The sequence below is a fragment of the Rhizobium yanglingense genome, assembly GCF_977109285.1.
The window spans coordinates 138,134-156,311 of record NZ_CDSAWY010000001.1 but is presented as its reverse complement, the minus strand read 5'-3'; the positions used below and the strand labels follow the sequence as shown (position 1 = coordinate 156,311).

The 18,178-nt window shown below is 59.9% G+C and carries 13 protein-coding genes and 2 pseudogenes; 11 read left to right on the top strand and 4 right to left on the bottom strand.

Annotated features, from left to right (window positions below; genetic code table 11):
• From livM to ACW4PC_RS00730, 6 genes are all read left to right on the top strand, one after another.
• The gene (gene livM / locus ACW4PC_RS00755; RefSeq protein WP_455872538.1) at positions 1–1,392 is read left to right on the top strand and encodes a high-affinity branched-chain amino acid ABC transporter permease LivM; all 1,392 of its coding nucleotides are present in this window, start codon (positions 1–3) and stop codon (positions 1,390–1,392) included.
• Complete coding sequence (locus tag ACW4PC_RS00750) at positions 1,392–2,270, top strand: ABC transporter ATP-binding protein (protein WP_022716960.1); 879 nt, start codon at positions 1,392–1,394, stop codon at positions 2,268–2,270. The genes livM and ACW4PC_RS00750 overlap by 1 nt, the downstream gene beginning before the upstream one ends.
• Positions 2,270–2,998 (top strand): ABC transporter ATP-binding protein, encoded by a 729-nt coding sequence (locus ACW4PC_RS00745; protein WP_455872537.1) that lies wholly within the window; start codon positions 2,270–2,272, stop codon positions 2,996–2,998. The genes ACW4PC_RS00750 and ACW4PC_RS00745 overlap by 1 nt, the downstream gene beginning before the upstream one ends.
• Before the next feature lie 24 nt (positions 2,999–3,022).
• Positions 3,023–3,376, top strand: a complete 354-nt coding sequence (locus tag ACW4PC_RS00740) for a DUF6867 family protein (protein ID WP_039845680.1) — start codon at positions 3,023–3,025, stop codon at positions 3,374–3,376.
• Between the two features lie 120 nt (positions 3,377–3,496).
• On the top strand, positions 3,497–4,618 hold the full coding sequence (locus ACW4PC_RS00735; protein ID WP_455872536.1) for a branched-chain amino acid ABC transporter substrate-binding protein: 1,122 nt from the start codon (positions 3,497–3,499) through the stop codon (positions 4,616–4,618).
• Positions 4,619–4,752: 134 nt separating this feature from the next.
• Positions 4,753–5,721, top strand: a complete 969-nt coding sequence (locus tag ACW4PC_RS00730) for a 2-hydroxyacid dehydrogenase (RefSeq protein ID WP_455872535.1) — start codon at positions 4,753–4,755, stop codon at positions 5,719–5,721.
• Positions 5,722–5,747: 26 nt separating this feature from the next.
• On the opposite strand, the gene ACW4PC_RS00725 is transcribed toward ACW4PC_RS00730, so the two are convergent.
• The 4 genes from ACW4PC_RS00725 to ACW4PC_RS00710 all read right to left on the bottom strand — a co-directional run bounded on the left by ACW4PC_RS00725 (position 5,748) and on the right by ACW4PC_RS00710 (position 11,842).
• Positions 5,748–6,932, bottom strand: coding sequence for an acyltransferase family protein (locus tag ACW4PC_RS00725; RefSeq protein ID WP_455872534.1), 1,185 nt, complete (start codon positions 6,930–6,932; stop codon positions 5,748–5,750).
• Positions 6,933–7,071: 139 nt separating this feature from the next.
• Positions 7,072–7,497: an N-acetyltransferase family protein gene (locus ACW4PC_RS00720; protein ID WP_455872533.1), complete on the bottom strand. Its 426-nt coding sequence runs from the start codon at positions 7,495–7,497 to the stop codon at positions 7,072–7,074.
• A gap of 48 nt (positions 7,498–7,545) precedes the next feature.
• Positions 7,546–8,463, bottom strand: a complete 918-nt coding sequence (locus ACW4PC_RS00715) for a response regulator (RefSeq protein WP_455872532.1) — start codon at positions 8,461–8,463, stop codon at positions 7,546–7,548.
• The gene (locus ACW4PC_RS00710; protein ID WP_455872531.1) at positions 8,456–11,842 is read right to left on the bottom strand and encodes a hybrid sensor histidine kinase/response regulator; all 3,387 of its coding nucleotides are present in this window, start codon (positions 11,840–11,842) and stop codon (positions 8,456–8,458) included. The genes ACW4PC_RS00715 and ACW4PC_RS00710 overlap by 8 nt, the downstream gene beginning before the upstream one ends.
• A gap of 416 nt (positions 11,843–12,258) precedes the next feature.
• Here ACW4PC_RS00710 and urtA point away from each other — a divergent pair, with 416 nt between their 5' ends.
• The 5 genes and pseudogenes from urtA (at position 12,259) to urtE (ending at position 18,132) form a co-directional block, all read left to right on the top strand.
• The gene (urtA, locus tag ACW4PC_RS00705; RefSeq protein ID WP_455872530.1) at positions 12,259–13,551 is read left to right on the top strand and encodes an urea ABC transporter substrate-binding protein; all 1,293 of its coding nucleotides are present in this window, start codon (positions 12,259–12,261) and stop codon (positions 13,549–13,551) included.
• A gap of 120 nt (positions 13,552–13,671) precedes the next feature.
• Positions 13,672–15,291 (top strand): urea ABC transporter permease subunit UrtB, encoded by a 1,620-nt coding sequence (urtB, locus tag ACW4PC_RS00700; protein ID WP_455872529.1) that lies wholly within the window; start codon positions 13,672–13,674, stop codon positions 15,289–15,291.
• A pseudogene (gene urtC, locus ACW4PC_RS00695) lies at positions 15,288–16,442 on the top strand (urea ABC transporter permease subunit UrtC); the annotation flags it as partial. The gene urtB and the pseudogene urtC, both read left to right, overlap by 4 nt.
• A 16-nt stretch (positions 16,443–16,458) precedes the next feature.
• A pseudogene (urtD, locus tag ACW4PC_RS00690) lies at positions 16,459–17,215 on the top strand (urea ABC transporter ATP-binding protein UrtD).
• Between the two features lie 221 nt (positions 17,216–17,436).
• Entirely contained in the window at positions 17,437–18,132 is a 696-nt protein-coding gene (urtE, locus tag ACW4PC_RS00685) for an urea ABC transporter ATP-binding subunit UrtE (RefSeq protein ID WP_039845671.1), read from the top strand.
• Positions 18,133–18,178: the final 46 nt, after the last annotated feature.

Below are 18,178 nucleotides of genomic sequence, written 5' to 3'. Positions count from 1 at the left end.
ATGGCAAACATCGAAAATCCTGCTGGCAAGCCCGCACCCGGGCTTGTCCAGAAAGGCCTTACGGAAGCCTTATTCGCGGCCCTCCTTTCCCTCGGTCTGTTCGTTCTCTATGTCGGCCTCAAGACCGACCAGAACATCAACAACGAGCTCATCATCGTTCAGCGCTGGGGCTTGCTTGCGATCTTCGTGGCGATCGCTGCGATCAGCCGCTTCGTCATCGTCGTTTTCGTCAAGCCGAACATCGACAAGCGCAAGCTTGCCAAGGCGAAACAGGGCGAGCTCGACATCTCGACCGAGAAGGGTTTTCTCCGCCAGCATTTCCTGAAAATCGCGCTGGTCGCACTTTTGCTCTATCCCGTGGCCATCTACGCGGCCTTCGGCGCGCAGGGCTCGCTAAAATGGGTCGACAACTTCGGCATCCAGATTCTCATCTATGTGATGCTCGCATGGGGCCTTAACATCGTCGTCGGCCTTGCCGGTCTGCTCGACCTCGGTTACGTCGCGTTCTACGCGGTCGGTGCCTATTCCTATGCGCTGCTCTCCAGCTATTTCGGCCTGTCCTTCTGGCTTCTGCTGCCGATGTCGGGCATCCTGGCGGCGCTTTGGGGTGTCATCCTCGGCTTCCCCGTCCTGCGTTTGCGCGGCGACTATCTCGCCATCGTGACGCTCGCCTTCGGTGAAATCATCCGTCTCGTGCTCATCAACTGGACGGCTGTGACCAAGGGCACCTTCGGCATCTCCGGCATCCCGAAGGCGACGCTGTTCGGCATTCCCTTCGATGCGACGTCGGGCGGCTTTGCCAAGCTCATGGGCCTTCCGATGTCGTCGGCCTATTACAAGATCTTCCTCTTCTATCTGATCCTGGGCCTTTGCATGCTGACGGCCTACGTCACGATCCGGCTTCGCCGCATGCCGATCGGTCGCGCCTGGGAAGCGCTGCGCGAAGACGAAATCGCCTGCCGTTCGCTCGGCATCAATACGGTCACGACCAAGCTCACCGCCTTTGCGACGGGTGCGATGTTCGGCGGCTTTGCCGGCTCGTTCTTCGCAGTGCGCCAGGGCTTCGTCTCTCCGGAATCCTTCGTGTTCCTGGAATCGGCCGTCATCCTGGCCATCGTCGTCCTTGGCGGCATGGGCTCGCTGACCGGTATTGCGATTGCTGCGCTCGTCATGGTCGGCGGGACGGAATTGCTGCGCGAGATGGACTTCCTGAAAGCCGTCTTCGGTCCGGATTTCACGCCGGAACTCTACCGCATGCTTCTCTTCGGCCTCGCCATGGTCGTCGTCATGCTGTTCAAGCCGCGCGGCTTCGTCGGCTCGCGTGAACCGACTGCCTTCCTCAAGGAGCGCAGGGCAGTTTCCGGAAGCTTTATCAAGGAGGGGCATGGCTGATGAGCCCCGCAGAAATGACGACAATGTCCAGCGATACCCTGCTCAAGGTCGAGCATCTGTCGATGAAGTTCGGTGGCCTCATGGCCATCAACGACCTGTCCTTCGAAGCCAAGCGCGGTGACATTACCGCGCTGATCGGCCCGAACGGCGCCGGCAAGACGACCGTCTTCAACTGCATCACCGGCTTCTACAAGCCGACGATGGGAATGATCACACTGAACCAGCAGAGCGGAAAGCAGTACCTGCTCGAGCGCCTGCCGGATTTCCGCATCACCAAGGAAGCTCGTGTCGCGCGTACCTTCCAGAACATCCGCCTGTTCTCGGGCCTCACCGTTCTGGAGAACCTGCTCGTTGCCCAGCACAACAAGCTGATGAAGGCATCGGGCTATACGATCCTCGGCCTGCTCAACATCGGCCCATACAGGAAAGAGGCTGCAGCATCCATTGAGCTCGCACGCTTCTGGCTGGAAAAGGCCGATCTGATCAGCCGCGCCGACGATCCTGCGGGCGATCTGCCCTATGGCGCGCAGCGGCGTCTCGAAATCGCCCGCGCCATGTGCACCGAGCCGGAATTGCTCTGCCTGGACGAGCCCGCCGCCGGCCTCAATCCGCGTGAATCGGCGGCTCTCAACGCATTGCTGCAGGGAATTCGCGCCGATACCGGTACGTCGATCCTGCTCATCGAACACGATATGTCGGTGGTCATGGAAATCTCCGACCATGTCGTGGTGCTGGAATACGGGCAGAAGATTTCCGACGGCACGCCGGAGCATGTGAAGAACGACCCGAAGGTCATCGCGGCCTATCTCGGTGTCGAGGACAAGGAAGTGGAAGAGGTCATCGCAACCGTCGAGAGCCTCGAAGGGGGCGCAAACTGATGGCCGGCGAACAGCTTCTCAAGGTTCAGGGCGTTGAAACCTATTACGGCAATATCCGTGCGCTCGCGGGCATCGATGTCGACGTCAACAAGGGTGAGATCGTCAGCCTCATCGGCGCCAACGGCGCCGGCAAGTCGACGCTGATGATGACGATCTGCGGCAGCCCGCAGGCGCGCACCGGCGCAGTGATCTTCGAAGGGCGCGACATCACCCGCATGCCGACACACGACATCGCGCGGCTTCGCATTGCGCAGTCGCCGGAAGGCCGCCGCATCTTTCCCCGGATGACCGTCACGGAAAACCTGCAGATGGGTGCGGGCCTCGACAACCTCAAACATTTCAACGAGGACATCGAGAAGATCTTCACGCTGTTCCCGCGCCTCAAGGAACGCTACGCGCAGCGCGGCGGCACGCTTTCGGGCGGCGAACAGCAGATGCTGTCGATCGGCCGTGCGCTGATGGCGCGCCCGAAGCTCCTGCTTCTCGACGAGCCGTCGCTCGGTCTCGCGCCGCTGATCGTCAAGGGTATTTTCGAGGCGATCAAGAAGCTCAACGAGCAGGAAGGCCTCACCGTTTTCCTCGTCGAGCAGAATGCATTTGCTGCCCTGAAGCTCTCGCACCGCGCTTACGTGATGGTGAACGGCAAGGTAACGATGAGCGGGTCCGGCAAGGAACTGCTCGCCAATCCGGAAGTCCGTGCCGCCTATCTCGAAGGCGGAAGACATTGAGCTGGGCAGAAGGGAGAGTTTGATATGCAGGGACTTTTCTTCGAACCGGATACGGGCGTGCGGATGGTCATCCGCGGGCTGGTCGTGCTGATCGGGTTCTGGACGGCATGGCGCGCCGGCAGGGCTGCAGCTGAAAGCTGGAGCAACTATCCGCTGGTCGTCGTCTACACCTTCCTGCTCGCCTGGGTGATGCAGTTCCTGCATCATGCGCTCTTCAACGGGCCGATGCTCAGCGCCTTCTTTTACATCATCGATTTCGTGCTGCTGCTCGTCTTCTCGACAGCGGGTTTCCGTTATCGCCGCACCAATCAGATGGTCAACAACTATTACTGGCTGTACGAAAAAACTTCCGCGTTCTCGTGGAAGGACAAACATTGACAGTCCGTTGAAACTAGGCATGAATTGCCTTCAGAGTGGAACAGCTTTCCTGGCGCAGTCAATGGTGGGTAATGCGCCGGGTCTTGGACCGGAACCCGCCCAAAAATTGGGAGTAAGAATATGAAGAAATCTCTTCTGTCGGCAGTGGCACTGACGGCGATGGTCGCCTTCAGCGGCAACGCCTGGGCCGACATTCTCATTGGCGTCGGCGGTCCTTTGACTGGCCCGAACGCTGCGTTCGGCGCTCAGCTTCAGAAGGGTGCCGAGCAGGCAGCCGCTGATATCAACGCCGCAGGCGGCATCAACGGCGAGCAGATCAAGCTCGAACTCGGTGACGACGTCTCCGACCCGAAGCAGGGCATCTCGGTCGCCAACAAGTTCGTCGCTGACGGCGTGAAGTTCGTGATCGGCCACTTCAACTCGGGTGTTTCGATCCCGGCGTCTGAAGTCTATGCTGAAAACGGCATCCTCGAAATCACCCCGGCTGCAACGAACCCGGTGTTCACCGAGCGCGGCCTGTGGAACACCTTCCGTACCTGCGGCCGTGACGACCAGCAGGGCGCGATTGCCGGCAAGTATCTTGCCGATCATTTCAAGGACGCCAAGATCGCTGTCATTCACGACAAGACACCTTACGGTCAGGGTCTTGCCGACGAGACCAAGAAGTCCCTGAACGCTGCTGGCGTCACCGAAGCCATGTATGAAGGCATCAATGTCGGCGACAAGGACTTCTCCGCCCTCATCGCAAAGATGAAAGAAGCCGGCGTCTCGATCATCTATTGGGGTGGTCTGCACACCGAAGCCGGTCTCATCATCCGTCAGGCAGCCGACCAGGGCCTGAAGGCAACGCTCGTTTCGGGCGACGGTATCGTCTCGAACGAACTTGCTTCCATCGCTGGCGACGCAGTGGCCGGTACGCTGAACACCTTCGGCCCGGATCCGACGCTCAACCCGGCCAACAAGGAACTCGTTGAGAAGTTCAAGGCTGCCGGCTTCAACCCGGAAGCTTACACTCTCTACTCCTACGCTGCCATGCAGGCGATCGCCGGTGCTGCCAAGGCGGCCGGTTCGACCGATGCGGAAGCCGTCGCAACCGCGATGAAGGAAAAGGGTCCGTTCCCGACCGTTCTCGGCGACATCTCCTTCGACGAAAAGGGTGACCCGAAGATTCCGGGCTACATCATGTACGAATGGAAGAAGGGTCCGGACGGCAAGTACAGCTACTTCCCGCAAAGTATGTAAGCTTCGCTTGCACGGTCCTCTACCGTTTACGGAAGCCCGGTCTCGACCGGGCTTCTTTCTTTTGGACAGGCGTTTCAATTCTTGCGGTCATCCTCTAGTTCTTTGAGGCGTAGAATTTTGAGACGGAAGCACCAATGTCCCCACCGCGCATCCTCGTCACCCGCCGCTGGCCCGCCGCGGCAGAAGCCGCCCTTGCCGAACGTTTCGACGTAACCTTCAACGAGAAGGATATTCCGCTTGGTCTCGATCAAATGCGGCAGGCGATGGCAGCCTATGATGCGGTCCTTCCCACCGTTTCCGACAAGCTGCCTGCCAGCGTTTTCGAAGGTGATATCCGCGCGAAAATTCTCGGCAATTTTGGCGTCGGCTACAATCACATCGATATCGCTGCCGCCAAGGCGAAAGGCATCTTGGTCACCAATACGCCCGGCGTCCTCACCGACTGCACCGCGGATATCGCCATGCTGCTCCTGCTCGCCGTTGCCCGCCGGGGCGGGGAGGGCGAGCGCCAGCTTCGCGGCGGCGCGTGGAAGGGCTGGTGCCCGACGCACATGATCGGCACAAAGGTGGCCGGCAAGACGGTCGGGATCATCGGATTCGGCCGCATCGGCAGAGCCTTTGCGCAGCGCTGCCATTCCGGCTTCGGGATGGACGTCGTCTTCTACAATCGCTCGACGATCGATGCCGCGGAGGCTGCGCGCTATGGGGCTCGCCAGCTGGCGACGATGGAGGAGGTGCTGGCCGCTTCCGATTTCGTTTCGCTCCATTGCCCCGGTGGTGCGGAGAACCGGCATCTGATGAATGCAGCGCGCTTTGCGGCGATGAAGCCAGGCGCGTTTCTGATCAATACGGCGCGCGGCGACGTTGTCGACGAGGCGGCATTGATCAGCGCCCTTCAGAGCGGCAGCATCCGCGGCGCGGGGCTCGACGTCTACGAAACGGAGCCGCAGGTGCCGGAAAAGCTGAAGTCGATGGAAAATGTCGTGCTGCTGCCGCATCTCGGCAGCGCGACGCAGGAGACCCGAACGGCAATGGGCATGAAGGTGGTGGAAAACATCACCGCCTTTTTCGACGGGCGTGAGCCGCCCGATCGCGTCGTTTGATTTCGTTGCCTTTGGCGCAGGATGACCTATCGCGAGAGCTGCCGATCGGGCTCGCTTGCTGCAATCTTCCTGCCATGACCGCTCAAGCCGAACAGCACACGTGCCGGGCCAGGCACGAAGTCGACACAGACGGCGAAGAGCACCGAAAGCAGGATAGTGGCGGCCGTGACGATCGAATAGCTCACTGCGACCGGCATATCGAGCGGTAGCACATAGTACAGCGCGGCTACCGTTACGGTTTGATGCACGATGTACAGCGGGAATACCAGCCGGTTCATCGCAGACAGCTTTTCGCTGGGCTGATTGAAGTGACGCGCCGCAAAACCGACGAGCGACAGGATCATGCTCCAGGCCAGCAAGAAGATCCCTGCCGTGAATAGCGGCGTATTTTGCGCGTAGCTGCCGATCGCCTGGTCCTCCGGCACCATCCAGGCGTAGCGATAGAGCAGCCCGCTTGTCACCAGGGCGATCGCAGCACTGACGAAGCGCCGGCCGATGATCGTTTCGATTAGCGCACTGTGATGGCGGGCCATGAGAAAGCCCAGTCCGAACCAGCTTGCCCAGACGGCAAACCACGCGCCGTCATTGTAAAGGGCATTCGTTTGCTTCGGAAAGAAGGGCGAAAGCGCCAGGTTGAGTGCGAGCGGCAGCAGGAAAAAGAGGTAGATGAAGCCGGTTTTCGAAGTGCGTTCGAACCAGGCTGCGATCTTGTTTCCCGGCTGTACCAGATATCCGAAGATGGGATAGCAGATCACTGACATGACCAGCAGATAGGCGACGAACCACATATGCGCCCACGTGAAGTTGCCCTTGGGGTAGCGGCCTTCGGTGAAGTAGCGGGTCGTCCAGAATTCGAGAAGTGAACCCTGATAGCCGTTCTCATACATTCGTTCGTACCAAACCTGCGGCACAACGATCACTGCCATGGCAAAGAGGAGGGGTATCAGCAGACGAAACGTGCGCTTGCGCAGGAAGGACAGGCTGCCTGCCGAGCCGAATGTAAAGGCCGCTCCCATGCCCGAGATGAAAAACAATAACGCAAGCCGCCAAGCGCGCGGGAAGTCCATGACCAAAGAAAGCGTGGTGCTTGTCTTGTCGCTGTGGATTAGCCAGTTGATGTCGGGCAGGAAGGACGCCGACGAATGGTAGACGAGCAGAATGGCGAAGGCGAAGATCCTCAACCGATCCACATAGTAAAGCCTGCTTTTCATGCCCGCCGCCTGCCGCTCAATCGCCTATGGTGCCTTTTGCATACGCGCAAAGGATTTAAGGATCGCTGCCTAAGCTTGGTAAAAATATTTCTCCTTCCGGACGACGCGGATCCCCATCCACTGTTGAAATGCGTGCCAATCAGGCACTGCCGGCCGGCAGGTTCAGTTCGAAAAGCAGTTCGTTGTCCTTCTCGCCAATCAGTTCCCAGCCAGCTTGACGATAGAGCTTCTCGGCTCTTGTTCCCGGGTCTGTTGTCAGCCAGATGCGATCATGGCCTGCATTCTTCAGGACCGAACAGGCGCTGGCAAGAAGGGCCGTTCCGATACCGCGCTTTGCGTAAGCATCATCGACAAACAGCGCCCAGATGTTGCCGTTGCGCGGGTCCCCGGCGGAAAAACCTAAGATCTCGCCATCCTGTTCCCAGACGAATATTCCCGGGTTTGCAATAAACCAGCGCAGATCGTCGAGTGTAATCTTGCCGGGATCGGATAGCCTGTTTTCACGAACGCTGTTTCGGATTTCAACGATGCGTGCGATATCGCGTTCTTTCGCCTTCCGGATCAATATCTCCATCCTTTGCCGTGTCGGGATCTCGATAAGCTGCCCAGACGCTCATATCTCATGCAGCACATGCGCCGCCTTGACCGCAGCCGAGGCCCGGTTTTCGACGCCAAGCTTCACGTAGATCTGCTCCAGGTGCTTGTTCACCGTGCGTGCCGACAGTCCCAGAATTTCACCGATATCGCGGTTCGCCTTGCCCTTGGCGATCCAGAGCAGTACCTCGGATTCGCGCTGGGTCAGGGAGAAATGCTGGCGAAGCACGGCGTCGTCGCTGCGTTGATTGGCGGCGGTCAGGCGGAAGAGATATTCGTCGGGTCCGATGGTGCCGAGGAAACCGAGTTGAAGCGTTGCCTGGCCCGCGTTTGCGATGGAGATGACGGCATCGCGCCCGCCTGAAGCGCGCATTTTCATCCACTCGGCAATATGATTGGTGACGATGTCCATGCCGTCGTCGCTGCCCGTCGCTGCATTGACGAGGCGGGTTGCCTGCGGCGTCGACCAGTGAACGGCACCGTCGCCTTTAACGGCAAGCAGGTGACGTCCAGCAGCGTCCAAGGCAACGCGGGCGCTTTGCGCCGAACGCGCGTTGCGGAGATGCACCCGAATGCGGGCGCGAAGCTCGTCGATATTGATCGGCTTGGTCAGATAGTCGACCCCGCCAGATTCCAGCGCGTGGACGACGTGTTCGGTTTCGGTGAGGCCGGTCATGAAGATCACCGGCACCTGGCTGACGGCCGCATTGGCCTTCAGCTTGCGGCAGGTCTCGAAGCCATCCATCGAAGGCATGACCGCGTCGAGCAGGATCAGATCCGGCGTGATGCGCTCGACGATATTCAAGGCTGCAGAGCCCGAGGTTGCAATCAGCACGGAAAAACCGGACTGCTCCAACGCATCGGTCAAGAAGCCCAGCGCCTCGGGGGAGTCGTCGACCAGCAGAACGATATCGCGGGGGAGGGCCGGTTCAGCCAATGGTTTCTACCTTTTCGTCGAAGCCACGCAGGAAGGTCATGAAGCCGGCGAGATCGAAGGCGGCGACATAGGTGCAAAGTTCATCCGTAAATGGCTGATTTGCCTCCACCTTGGCAAGGTCTGCAAGTTTGGCTTCGATGCCGCGGATATAGCCGATCTCGCCGAGGCGGAGCAATTCGTCGATATGCGCGCTACCGGGGCTTTTCATCGGCGGCTGAGCCACGGGAATAGGTCCCCGGGCGGCGTCGGCATAGATCCACTTCAGGCCAAGATGCAGCGCCAGCTTGTCGCGAAGCTGCTTGATATCGACCGGCTTGCCGATTGCATCGCTGTGGCTGCCGTCGCTGTCGGCGGCAGCTGCCGCGTCTCCGATATTGGCCGAGAGCATGACGATCGGGGAGGTCTGGCCGGTTTCGCGCAGGCGCGATACGAGTTGCCAGCCGTTCATGCCGGGCATCGAAATGTCGACGAGGAAGAGGTCCGGCTGGATGCCTTCGATCAGAGTAAGGCAATCGGGCCCGTTGCCCGCCGTCAGCATGACGAAATCGAGCGGCACCAGGATTTCCCGCATCATCTCGCGATGATCTTCGTTGTCGTCGACGACGACAATCGTCCGACGCGGGCCGTCATAGCTGACGATCTTCTTTTCCTGGGGCGGCGCGATCATTTCGCGCGTCACGGCAAATAGCATCAGGCGAACGCGGAAGGTCGACCCCTTGTCCTTCTCGCTGACGACGGCGATTTCACCGCCGAGCGTGTTGGTGAGGAGTTGCGTGATCGTCAGGCCCAATCCAAGCCCCGGCATGGGACGGATGCTATCGGCCTCACCCCGCTGGAAAGGTTCGTAGATGCGGCTCAGGTCCTTTTCGGCAATGCCGCGACCGGTGTCGGAAACGGTGAAGGTCGCGACCTGGCTGCGATAGCTGACATCGAAGGTCACGCTCCCCTCATCGGTAAACTTGATGGCGTTCGAAAGCAGATTGACGAGGATTTGACGCACGCGTTTCTCGTCGGTGCGGACGAACTGCGGCAGGGACTGAGAGCGGTCATGCCTGAAAGCAAGACCCTTCGCCTGCGCCTGCGGGCGGAACATGTCGACGATCTGGTCGAGGAAATCGTGGATGTTGATCTCATTCGAATAGACCTGCAGGCGGCCCGCCTCGATCTTGGAAATGTCCAGCAAACCGTCGATTAGGCCGGAAAGATGCTCGGCGCTGCGGCGGATGACCTTGATGGACGACTGGCGCGGCGCAGGGATGGTCTCGTCGCGCTCCAGAATCTGGGCATAACCGAGCACGGCGTTGAGCGGCGTTCGCAACTCATGGCTCAAGCCCACGACATAGCGGCTTTTCGCCCGGTTCGCGGCTTCTGCCGCCTCCTTGGCATTCTGAAGCGCTGCGTCGGTCTTTTTATGCGCGGCGATTTCCCTCAGCAGCAGAGTATTTTGACGCGAAGATTCCTCTTCGGCGACGACGCGGCTGTCATGCGCGAGCACGTAAAACCAGCAGACGACGCCGGCGATCACGGAGAAGACGAAGAAGACGATCAGGATCGTGCCGTTGACGACCTCCGCCGTTTCGGGAGAGGCCGAGGCGACCTGATGGGCAATCATCGCAAGGATTACGCCGACAGCTGTCAGGGCCAGAACCACGGCGATGCCGTAACGTCCGAGGCGGGTCGACAATTTCTCGATCACCGTCTCCGGCAGCAAGGTCTTGGCGACGGTGCCAACCTGCGTGTTGAACCGCGCCTTCGGCTTGCACATGTCGTGGCAGCGGCTGTCGAGCGAGCAGCAGAGCGAGCAAATCGGCGCTGCATAGGCTGGGCACCAGGCCATGTCTTCCGGCTCGAACGGATGTTCGCAGACGGAGCAGGTGATGTTCGGCAAGTTCTTCCAGCTGTGACGCGGTTTGCGCGCCAGATAGAACTTGCCCTTCGTCGCCCAGGCGATCAGCGGCGAGGCTGTAAGCGCGATCACCAGCGTGATGTAAGGTGCAAGCGAAGCGGCGATTGCGCCGAAGGCGCCGAAATGCGCAATCAGCGCCATCGTCGCCGAAAGACCCATGGCGCCGAGGCCGACCGGGTTGATGTCGTAAAGATGTGCGCGCTTGAACTCGATGCCGGGCGGCGCAAGGCCGAGCGGCTTGTTGATGAAGAGATCGGCCGAAATCGTGCAGAGCCAGGCCATGGCGATGATCGAGAATATCCCGAGCGTTTCCTCAAGCAGCCGGTAGATGCCGAGTTCCATGAGAAGCAGGGCGATCGCCACGTTGAAGATCAGCCAGATGACGCGGCCGGGGTGGCTGTGGGTCAGGCGCGAGAAAAAGTTCGACCATGCGAGCGACCCGGCATAGGCGTTCATCACGTTGATCTTCAACTGGGAAACGACGACGAAGGCCGCCATCAGCAGCAATGCCCCGTTGTGCCAAGGGATCATGTAGCCGAAAGCGGTCAGGTACATCTGCGCCGGATCGGCGGCGCGGTCGACGGCCACGCCGGCACTTAACGTCAGCACGACGAGAAAGGAGCCGGCAAGCAGCTTTGGTGCGCCGATGATTACCCAGCCGGGGCCGGCCAGAAAGACGGCTAGCCGATGACGCAATTTGCGCTGCCCGTCCGGCGGCAGGAAGCGGAGAAAGTCTGCCTGTTCGCCGATCTGGGACATGAGGGCAAGGATCACGGCCGAAGCGGCGCCGAACTCCATCAGATTGAAATCCGCGATTGTACCTGGCGGGCCCGAAGCGTGACGAATGCCGGCGAAGGCGCGCCAGAGATCGAATTTTTCCCAATCGAGGATCGCGATGAAGATGAAGGGAAGGATATTGAGCACGATCCAGAAGGGCTGGGTGACGAGCTGGAACCTGCTGATCAGCTTGACACCGTAGGTCACCAGCGGGATCACCATGACGGCGCTGACGATGTAGCCGATCCAGAGCGGGATGCCGAGCGTCAGTTCCAGCGCGCCGGACATGATCGAAGCTTCGATCGCAAAGAGCATGAAGGTGAAGCTGGCATAGATCAGCGAGGTGATCGTCGAGCCGATATAGCCGAAGCTTGCGCCGCGCGTCAGAAGATCGATGTCAACGCCGTGCCTGATTGCATAGCGGCTGATCGGCAGGCCGATCGCGAGCATGGCGATCGAGGCGACGACGATCGCGAAGAAGGCGTTGGTCGTGCCATAGGAAAGCGTGATGGCACCGCCGATCGCTTCGAGCGCGAGAAAAGAAATCGCACCGATTGCGGTCTGCGAGATGCGCTGCGAGGAAAATTGCCGGGCGCTCTTGGCGGTGAAGCGCAGCGCATAGTCTTCCAGCGTCTGGTTCGCGACCCAGCGATTATATTCGCGTCTCACCGGAATGATGCGTTGGCGCGCTGCCATGCCTATTTTCTAGCACTCTCGATAAAATGATCATTGAATAGGCAGCTTTGGCAGGAATGACGGAAAACGCAAGAGCTGCAGCCTAGCAAGTTCACACAACAGCCATATTTTTGAAACGCGTCTGTCACAACCAAATCCTACCGCTCCGGCATTCCTTCCTAAAAATTCGGAAATCCACTATGTCTGTGTTGCGCCATCGCCTCAACGGCTGCACGGCAGCGGTGACGCTGAAGACCTTCCCCTTACGGGGAGGGTCCAAATCGCCGCCGCGTCTCGCGCCGACCTTCCCATTTCGCCCCCACCTCTACGTCATATTGCGTATACGGTTTTGCGCTGCAGCCCCCGATAGTTCTTTAAGCAACAGTTAATCTCCGTTTCCGGCCTGTTGCGGAACAAGAAGAGGGGAGTTCAACCAGATGAATCTCAAGTCCTATGTAACGGGCGCCGCGCTTGGCGTCGTCATGGCGGCGTCAGCCGCCTTCCACGGAGCCGCTGCTGCCGACGACACGATCAAGGTCGGCGTTCTGCATTCGCTCTCCGGTACCATGGCGATCTCCGAAACGACGCTCAAAGACGCCATGCTGATGCTCATCGATGAGCAGAACAAGAAGGGCGGCCTTCTCGGCAAGAAGCTCGAAGCGGTTGTCGTCGATCCAGCCTCCGATTGGCCGCTGTTTGCCGAAAAGGCACGCGAGTTGATTGAAAAGGACAAGGTTGCGGCCGTCTTCGGTTGCTGGACCTCGTCTTCGCGCAAATCGGTCCTGCCGGTTTTCGAAGAGCTGAACTCATTGCTCTTCTACCCGGTTCAGTATGAAGGCGAAGAGTCTTCGCGCAATATCTTCTACACGGGCGCTGCTCCGAACCAGCAGGCGATCCCGGCCGTCGACTACCTGATGGAAAAGGAAGGCGTAAAGCGCTTCGTGCTTGAAGGCACCGACTACGTCTATCCGCGCACCACCAACAAGATCCTGGAAGCCTACCTCGTATCCAAGGGCATTCCGAAGGAAGACATCATCGTCAACTACACGCCGTTCGGCTTCTCCGACTGGCAGACGGAAGTCTCCAAGATCAAGGAATTCGGCTCGTCCGGCAAGAAGACCGCCGTCGTCTCCACCATCAACGGTGACGCCAACGTTCCCTTCTACAAGGAACTCGGCAACCAGGGCGTCAAGGCAACCGACATCCCGGTTGTCGCCTTCTCGGTCGGCGAAGAAGAGCTTGCCGGTCTCGACACCAAGCCGCTCGTCGGTCACCTCGCAGCCTGGAACTACTTCGAATCGGTCGAAAGCCCGGCCAACAAAAAGTTCATCAAGGAATGGCACGCCTTCACCAAGAACGACAAGCGCGTGACCAACGACCCGATGGAAGCCGCCTATATCGGCTTCAATGCCTGGGTTAAGGCGGTTCAGGCTGCCGGAACGACCGATACCGACAAGGTTCTCGACAGCATCATCGGCACCACGGTTCCGAACCTCTCCGGCGGCTATGCCACCGTCATGCCGAACCACCACATCACCAAGCCGGTGCTGATCGGCGAAATCCAGGCTGATGGCCAGTTCGAAATCGTCCAGGAAACGTCAGCCGTCGTCGGCGACGAATGGTCCGACTTCCTGCCAGACTCCAAGGACCTGATCTCCGATTGGCGCAAGCCCATGAACTGCGGCAACTTCAACGTTGCAACGGGCAAGTGCGGCGGCAAGGGCTCCTGAGTACGAACCCGATCCGTTGACTGCCTGAAGCCTTCCGTCCGGATCCCTTGTCCGGGCGGAAGCTCCGTCCCGAGCGATTGCTGCCCACAAGGCCAACGACAAGCCAGGCGAGAGAGCCCCATGTTTCGCGCCATCAAGATTTTCCTTTTGACGATCTGCCTTGCCCTGCCGACGTTCGCCACGACGCTCGAGGCGCAGGACGATATCCACGCCCTTGTCGATGCACTCGGCACCGGCGGGTTTCCGGAGCGCGAGGCTGCCATCAAGGCTCTTGTGGCTTCAGGAGATCCGCATGTCGGCCAGATCCTGCAGCAGCTGAGTGACGGCCAGCTTTACGTGAATTCCGAAGAAGGCGGCCCCGTTCTCCTGCAGAGTGGCTCCGACGACGAGCCGACCTATTCCGACCCGATCACCGGCGAGGCTGTCGCCGATATCGATCCGGACTACATGTCCAAGGTCAAGATCAACAATTCCCTGCGCGGCGTGATCGCCAGCGCCATGAGCACGCTGACGCTGCTGAGCCCGGACCGTGGCGCACGGCTTTCCGCCGCTCAAGGGCTGCTGAAAGATTCCGACCCTTCCAATCTCGAGCTTCTGAACTCGGCGCTCGCCGATGAAAAGGATGCTGAAATCAAGAACACGATGGAAGCGGCCCGCGCCGTCATGATGCTCAAGAGCGATGTCAGCGCCGAAGACAAGAAGGCGGCGATCGATACGATCGCGGCGCGCGGCGACCGCAATGCGCTCACCATCCTGACCACCGCGATGGAGACTGCACCCGACGACCTGAAGGACGGCATCGAGGCCAATATCGCCGCTATCAAGCGCAATCTGGCGCTCTGGGATATCGTGCAGAACGTCTGGTACGGCCTGTCGCTCGGCTCGGTGCTGCTTCTCGCGGCAATCGGGCTTGCCATCACCTTCGGTGTCATGGGCGTCATCAACATGGCGCATGGCGAAATGGTGATGATCGGCGCTTACACGACCTACGTCGTGCAGGAACATATCGCATCGAACTTTCCCGAACTCGCAACCTATTCGCTGGTGATTGCGATTCCGGCGGCCTTCCTATTCACCGGCTTCGTCGGCCTCGTCATAGAGCGCATGGTCATCCGCTATCTCTACGGCCGCCCGCTCGAAACGCTGCTGGCGACATGGGGCGTGTCCCTCATCCTGCAGCAGGCGGTTCGCACGATCTTCGGCCCGACCAACCGCGAAGTGCGCAATCCAAGCTGGATGTCCGGCGCCTTCGAACTCGGCGGGCTGTCGATCACCTGGAACCGTATGTGGATCATCGTCTTTTCAATGATCGTCTTCGTGACTTTACTGCTGCTCCTGAAGCGCTCCGCCTTCGGCCTGCAAATGCGCGCGGTCACGCAGAACCGCCGCATGGCGTCGTCCATGGGCATCCGCACCGGCTGGGTCGATGCCTTCACCTTCGCGCTCGGCTCCGGCATCGCCGGCATGGCGGGTGTGGCGCTTTCGCAGATCGACAACGTCTCGCCGAACCTTGGGCAGAGCTACATCATCGACAGCTTCATGGTCGTGGTCTTCGGCGGCGTCGGCAATCTTTGGGGCACGCTGGTGGGTGCGTTGTCGCTCGGCGTCGTCAACAAGTTCCTGGAGCCCTTCGCTGGCGCAGTGCTTGGCAAGATCCTCGTGCTCGTCCTCATCATCCTCTTCATCCAGAAGCGTCCGCGCGGGCTCTTCGCACTCAAAGGAAGGGCGGTGGAAGCATGATTACGGCCTTCCTTCTCCGGTCTCTCGATCGCAAGATTTCCATTGCCATCGCCATTTTGCTCACGGTCGCCGTGCTGGTGCCGGTTCTGAACCTCATGACAGGTCCGGCGAACCCGTTGCATATCCCGACCTACATCATGGCGCTGTTCGGCAAATACCTGACCTATGCGCTGCTGGCCCTGGCCCTCGATCTCGTCTGGGGCTTCTGCGGCATCCTTTCGCTCGGTCACGGCGCCTTCTTCGCGCTCGGCGGTTACGCGATGGGCATGTATCTGATGCGCCAGATCGGGTCGCGCGGCGTTTATGGCGACCCGATCCTGCCCGACTTCATGGTGTTCCTGAACTGGAAAGAACTGCCCTGGTTCTGGTACGGCTTCGACCAGTTCTGGTTTGCAGCGCTGATGGTGCTGCTGGTGCCTGGGCTGCTCGCCTTCGTCTTCGGCTGGTTCGCCTTCCGTAGCAGGGTCAACGGCGTCTATCTCTCGATCATCACCCAGGCGATGACCTATGCGCTGCTGCTTGCCTTCTTCCGCAACGACATGGGCTTCGGCGGCAATAACGGCATGACCGACTTCAAGGACATCCTCGGCTTCAACGTGCAGGCCGACGCAACGCGCGCAGCACTCTTCGCCGCGACCGCAAGCCTCCTGGCGCTGTCGCTGCTGATTGCTTCGGCCATCGTGCGTTCGAAGTTCGGCAAGGTGCTGGTCGGTGTGCGCGATGCGGAAAGCAGAACGCGCTTCCTCGGCTACCGCGTCGAACACTTCAAGCTCTTCACCTTTGTCGTCTCGGCGATGATGGCGGGTATTGCGGGTGCGCTCTACGTGCCGCAGGTCGGCATCATCAATCCCGGAGAATTCGCACCGGCAAACTCCATCGAGGTCGTCATTTGGACGGCCGTCGGCGGCCGCTCGACGTTGATTGGTCCGATCATCGGGGCGATTCTGGTCAATGGCGGCAAAACCATCTTCACCGGCCTTTTTCCTGAGTTCTGGCTCTTTGCGCTCGGCGGTCTCTTCGTTGCCGTCACGCTGTTCCTGCCAAAAGGTATCGTCGGCACGATCGCCCCGTACCTCGGCAAGAAGAAGCCGAGGACGGAAACCGCGCCGCCTGCTTTTCAGGAAGAAGGCGTCGATGCAAAAATCCAGGCAGACGGAGTGAGCGGCTATGATCCCGGACATCAAACCCAACAGCGTGCTCTACCTCAACAACGTCTCGGTTTCCTTCGACGGCTTCAAGGCGCTGAACTCGCTTTCGATCGTCATCGAGCCCGGCGAGCTTCGCGCCATCATCGGCCCCAACGGCGCCGGCAAGACGACGATGATGGACATCATCACCGGCAAGACGCGGCCGGATGAGGGCGAGGTTTATTTCAACGGCGACATCGACCTCACCAAGAAAGATGAAGCCGATATCGCCCAGCTCGGCATAGGCCGCAAATTCCAGAAGCCGACAGTCTTCGAAAGCCATACGGTCTGGGACAATCTGGAACTCGCGCTGAATCGCAAGCGCGGCGTTTTCTCGACGCTCTTTTATCGCCTCTCGTGCCGACGACAAGGCGCGCATCGAGGAAATCCTTAAGACCGTGCGGCTGACGCATCGTAGCGACGAGCTGGCCGCCAATCTGTCTCACGGGCAAAAGCAATGGCTGGAGATTGGCATGCTGCTCGCACAGGAGCCGAAGCTGTTGCTGGTCGACGAGCCGGTTGCCGGTATGACCGATGCCGAAACCGTGGAGACGGCGATCCTGCTGCGGGAAATCGCCAAGACTCGCTCGGTCGTCGTCGTCGAGCACGACATGGGCTTCATCCGCGACCTCGGCGTCAGGGTGACCTGCCTGGCGGAAGGCTCGGTGCTTGCAGAAGGGTCGATCGATTTCGTGAGTTCCGATGCGAAGGTGATCGAAAATTATTTGGGGCGCTGAGGGATGATTGATCTAATTGTCGTTGGCAGGGCGCTGAGCCTTTCCCAACCCCTTCCCACAAGGGGGAGGGGTCTAACCGGGTCGTTCCCTCATTGCCATGATTACACGCTTTTGCATGGGTTGATGGAAAGCAAGACGGTCGCTTCCAGTCAGACACTGCCCCTTGTGGGAAGGGGTTGGGGAGGGGCCTTTGAACCCGCAACGCGCCAGGAGGCCGCCTCATGCTGACAGTCGAAAACGCAAACCTGCACTATGGCGCCGCACAAGCGTTGCGCGGCATCTCGATCAAGGCGGAGATGGGTAAGATCACTTGCGTGCTGGGGCGGAACGGCGTGGGGAAGAGTTCTCTTCTGCGCGCCGTCACCGGCCAGCATCTGCTGTCGGCCGGAACCGTGAGCTTCAATGACGTGGCGTTGAACGGCCTGCCGCCTTATGCGCGCGCCAAGCAGGGTATCGGCTATGTGCCGCAAGGGCGCGAAATTTTCCCGCTGCTCACCGTCAAGGAAAACCTCGAAACCGGCTTTGCTCCGCTCGGCCGCCGCGACCGCAACATCCCCGACGATATCTTCAGCCTCTTCCCGGTGCTGAAGTCGATGTTGTCCCGTCGCGGCGGCGATCTTTCCGGCGGGCAGCAGCAGCAACTGGCGATCGGTCGGGCCATGGTGACGCGGCCGAAGATCCTTGTGCTGGACGAGCCGACGGAAGGCATCCAGCCGTCGATCATCAAGGATATCGGCCGGGCAATCCGCTATCTGCGCGACTCGACCGGCATGGCGATCCTGCTCGTAGAGCAGTATCTCGACTTCTGCCGCGAGCTTGCCGACTACGTCTACATCATGGACCGCGGCGAGATCGTCCACGAGGGTTTGGCGGAAACGCTCGATACGCCCGAGGCCAGGCGCCACCTGACCGTCTGAGCGGCATATGCCGCTTTCCAAGGCAGCTTCCATGTTCTGGGCAACC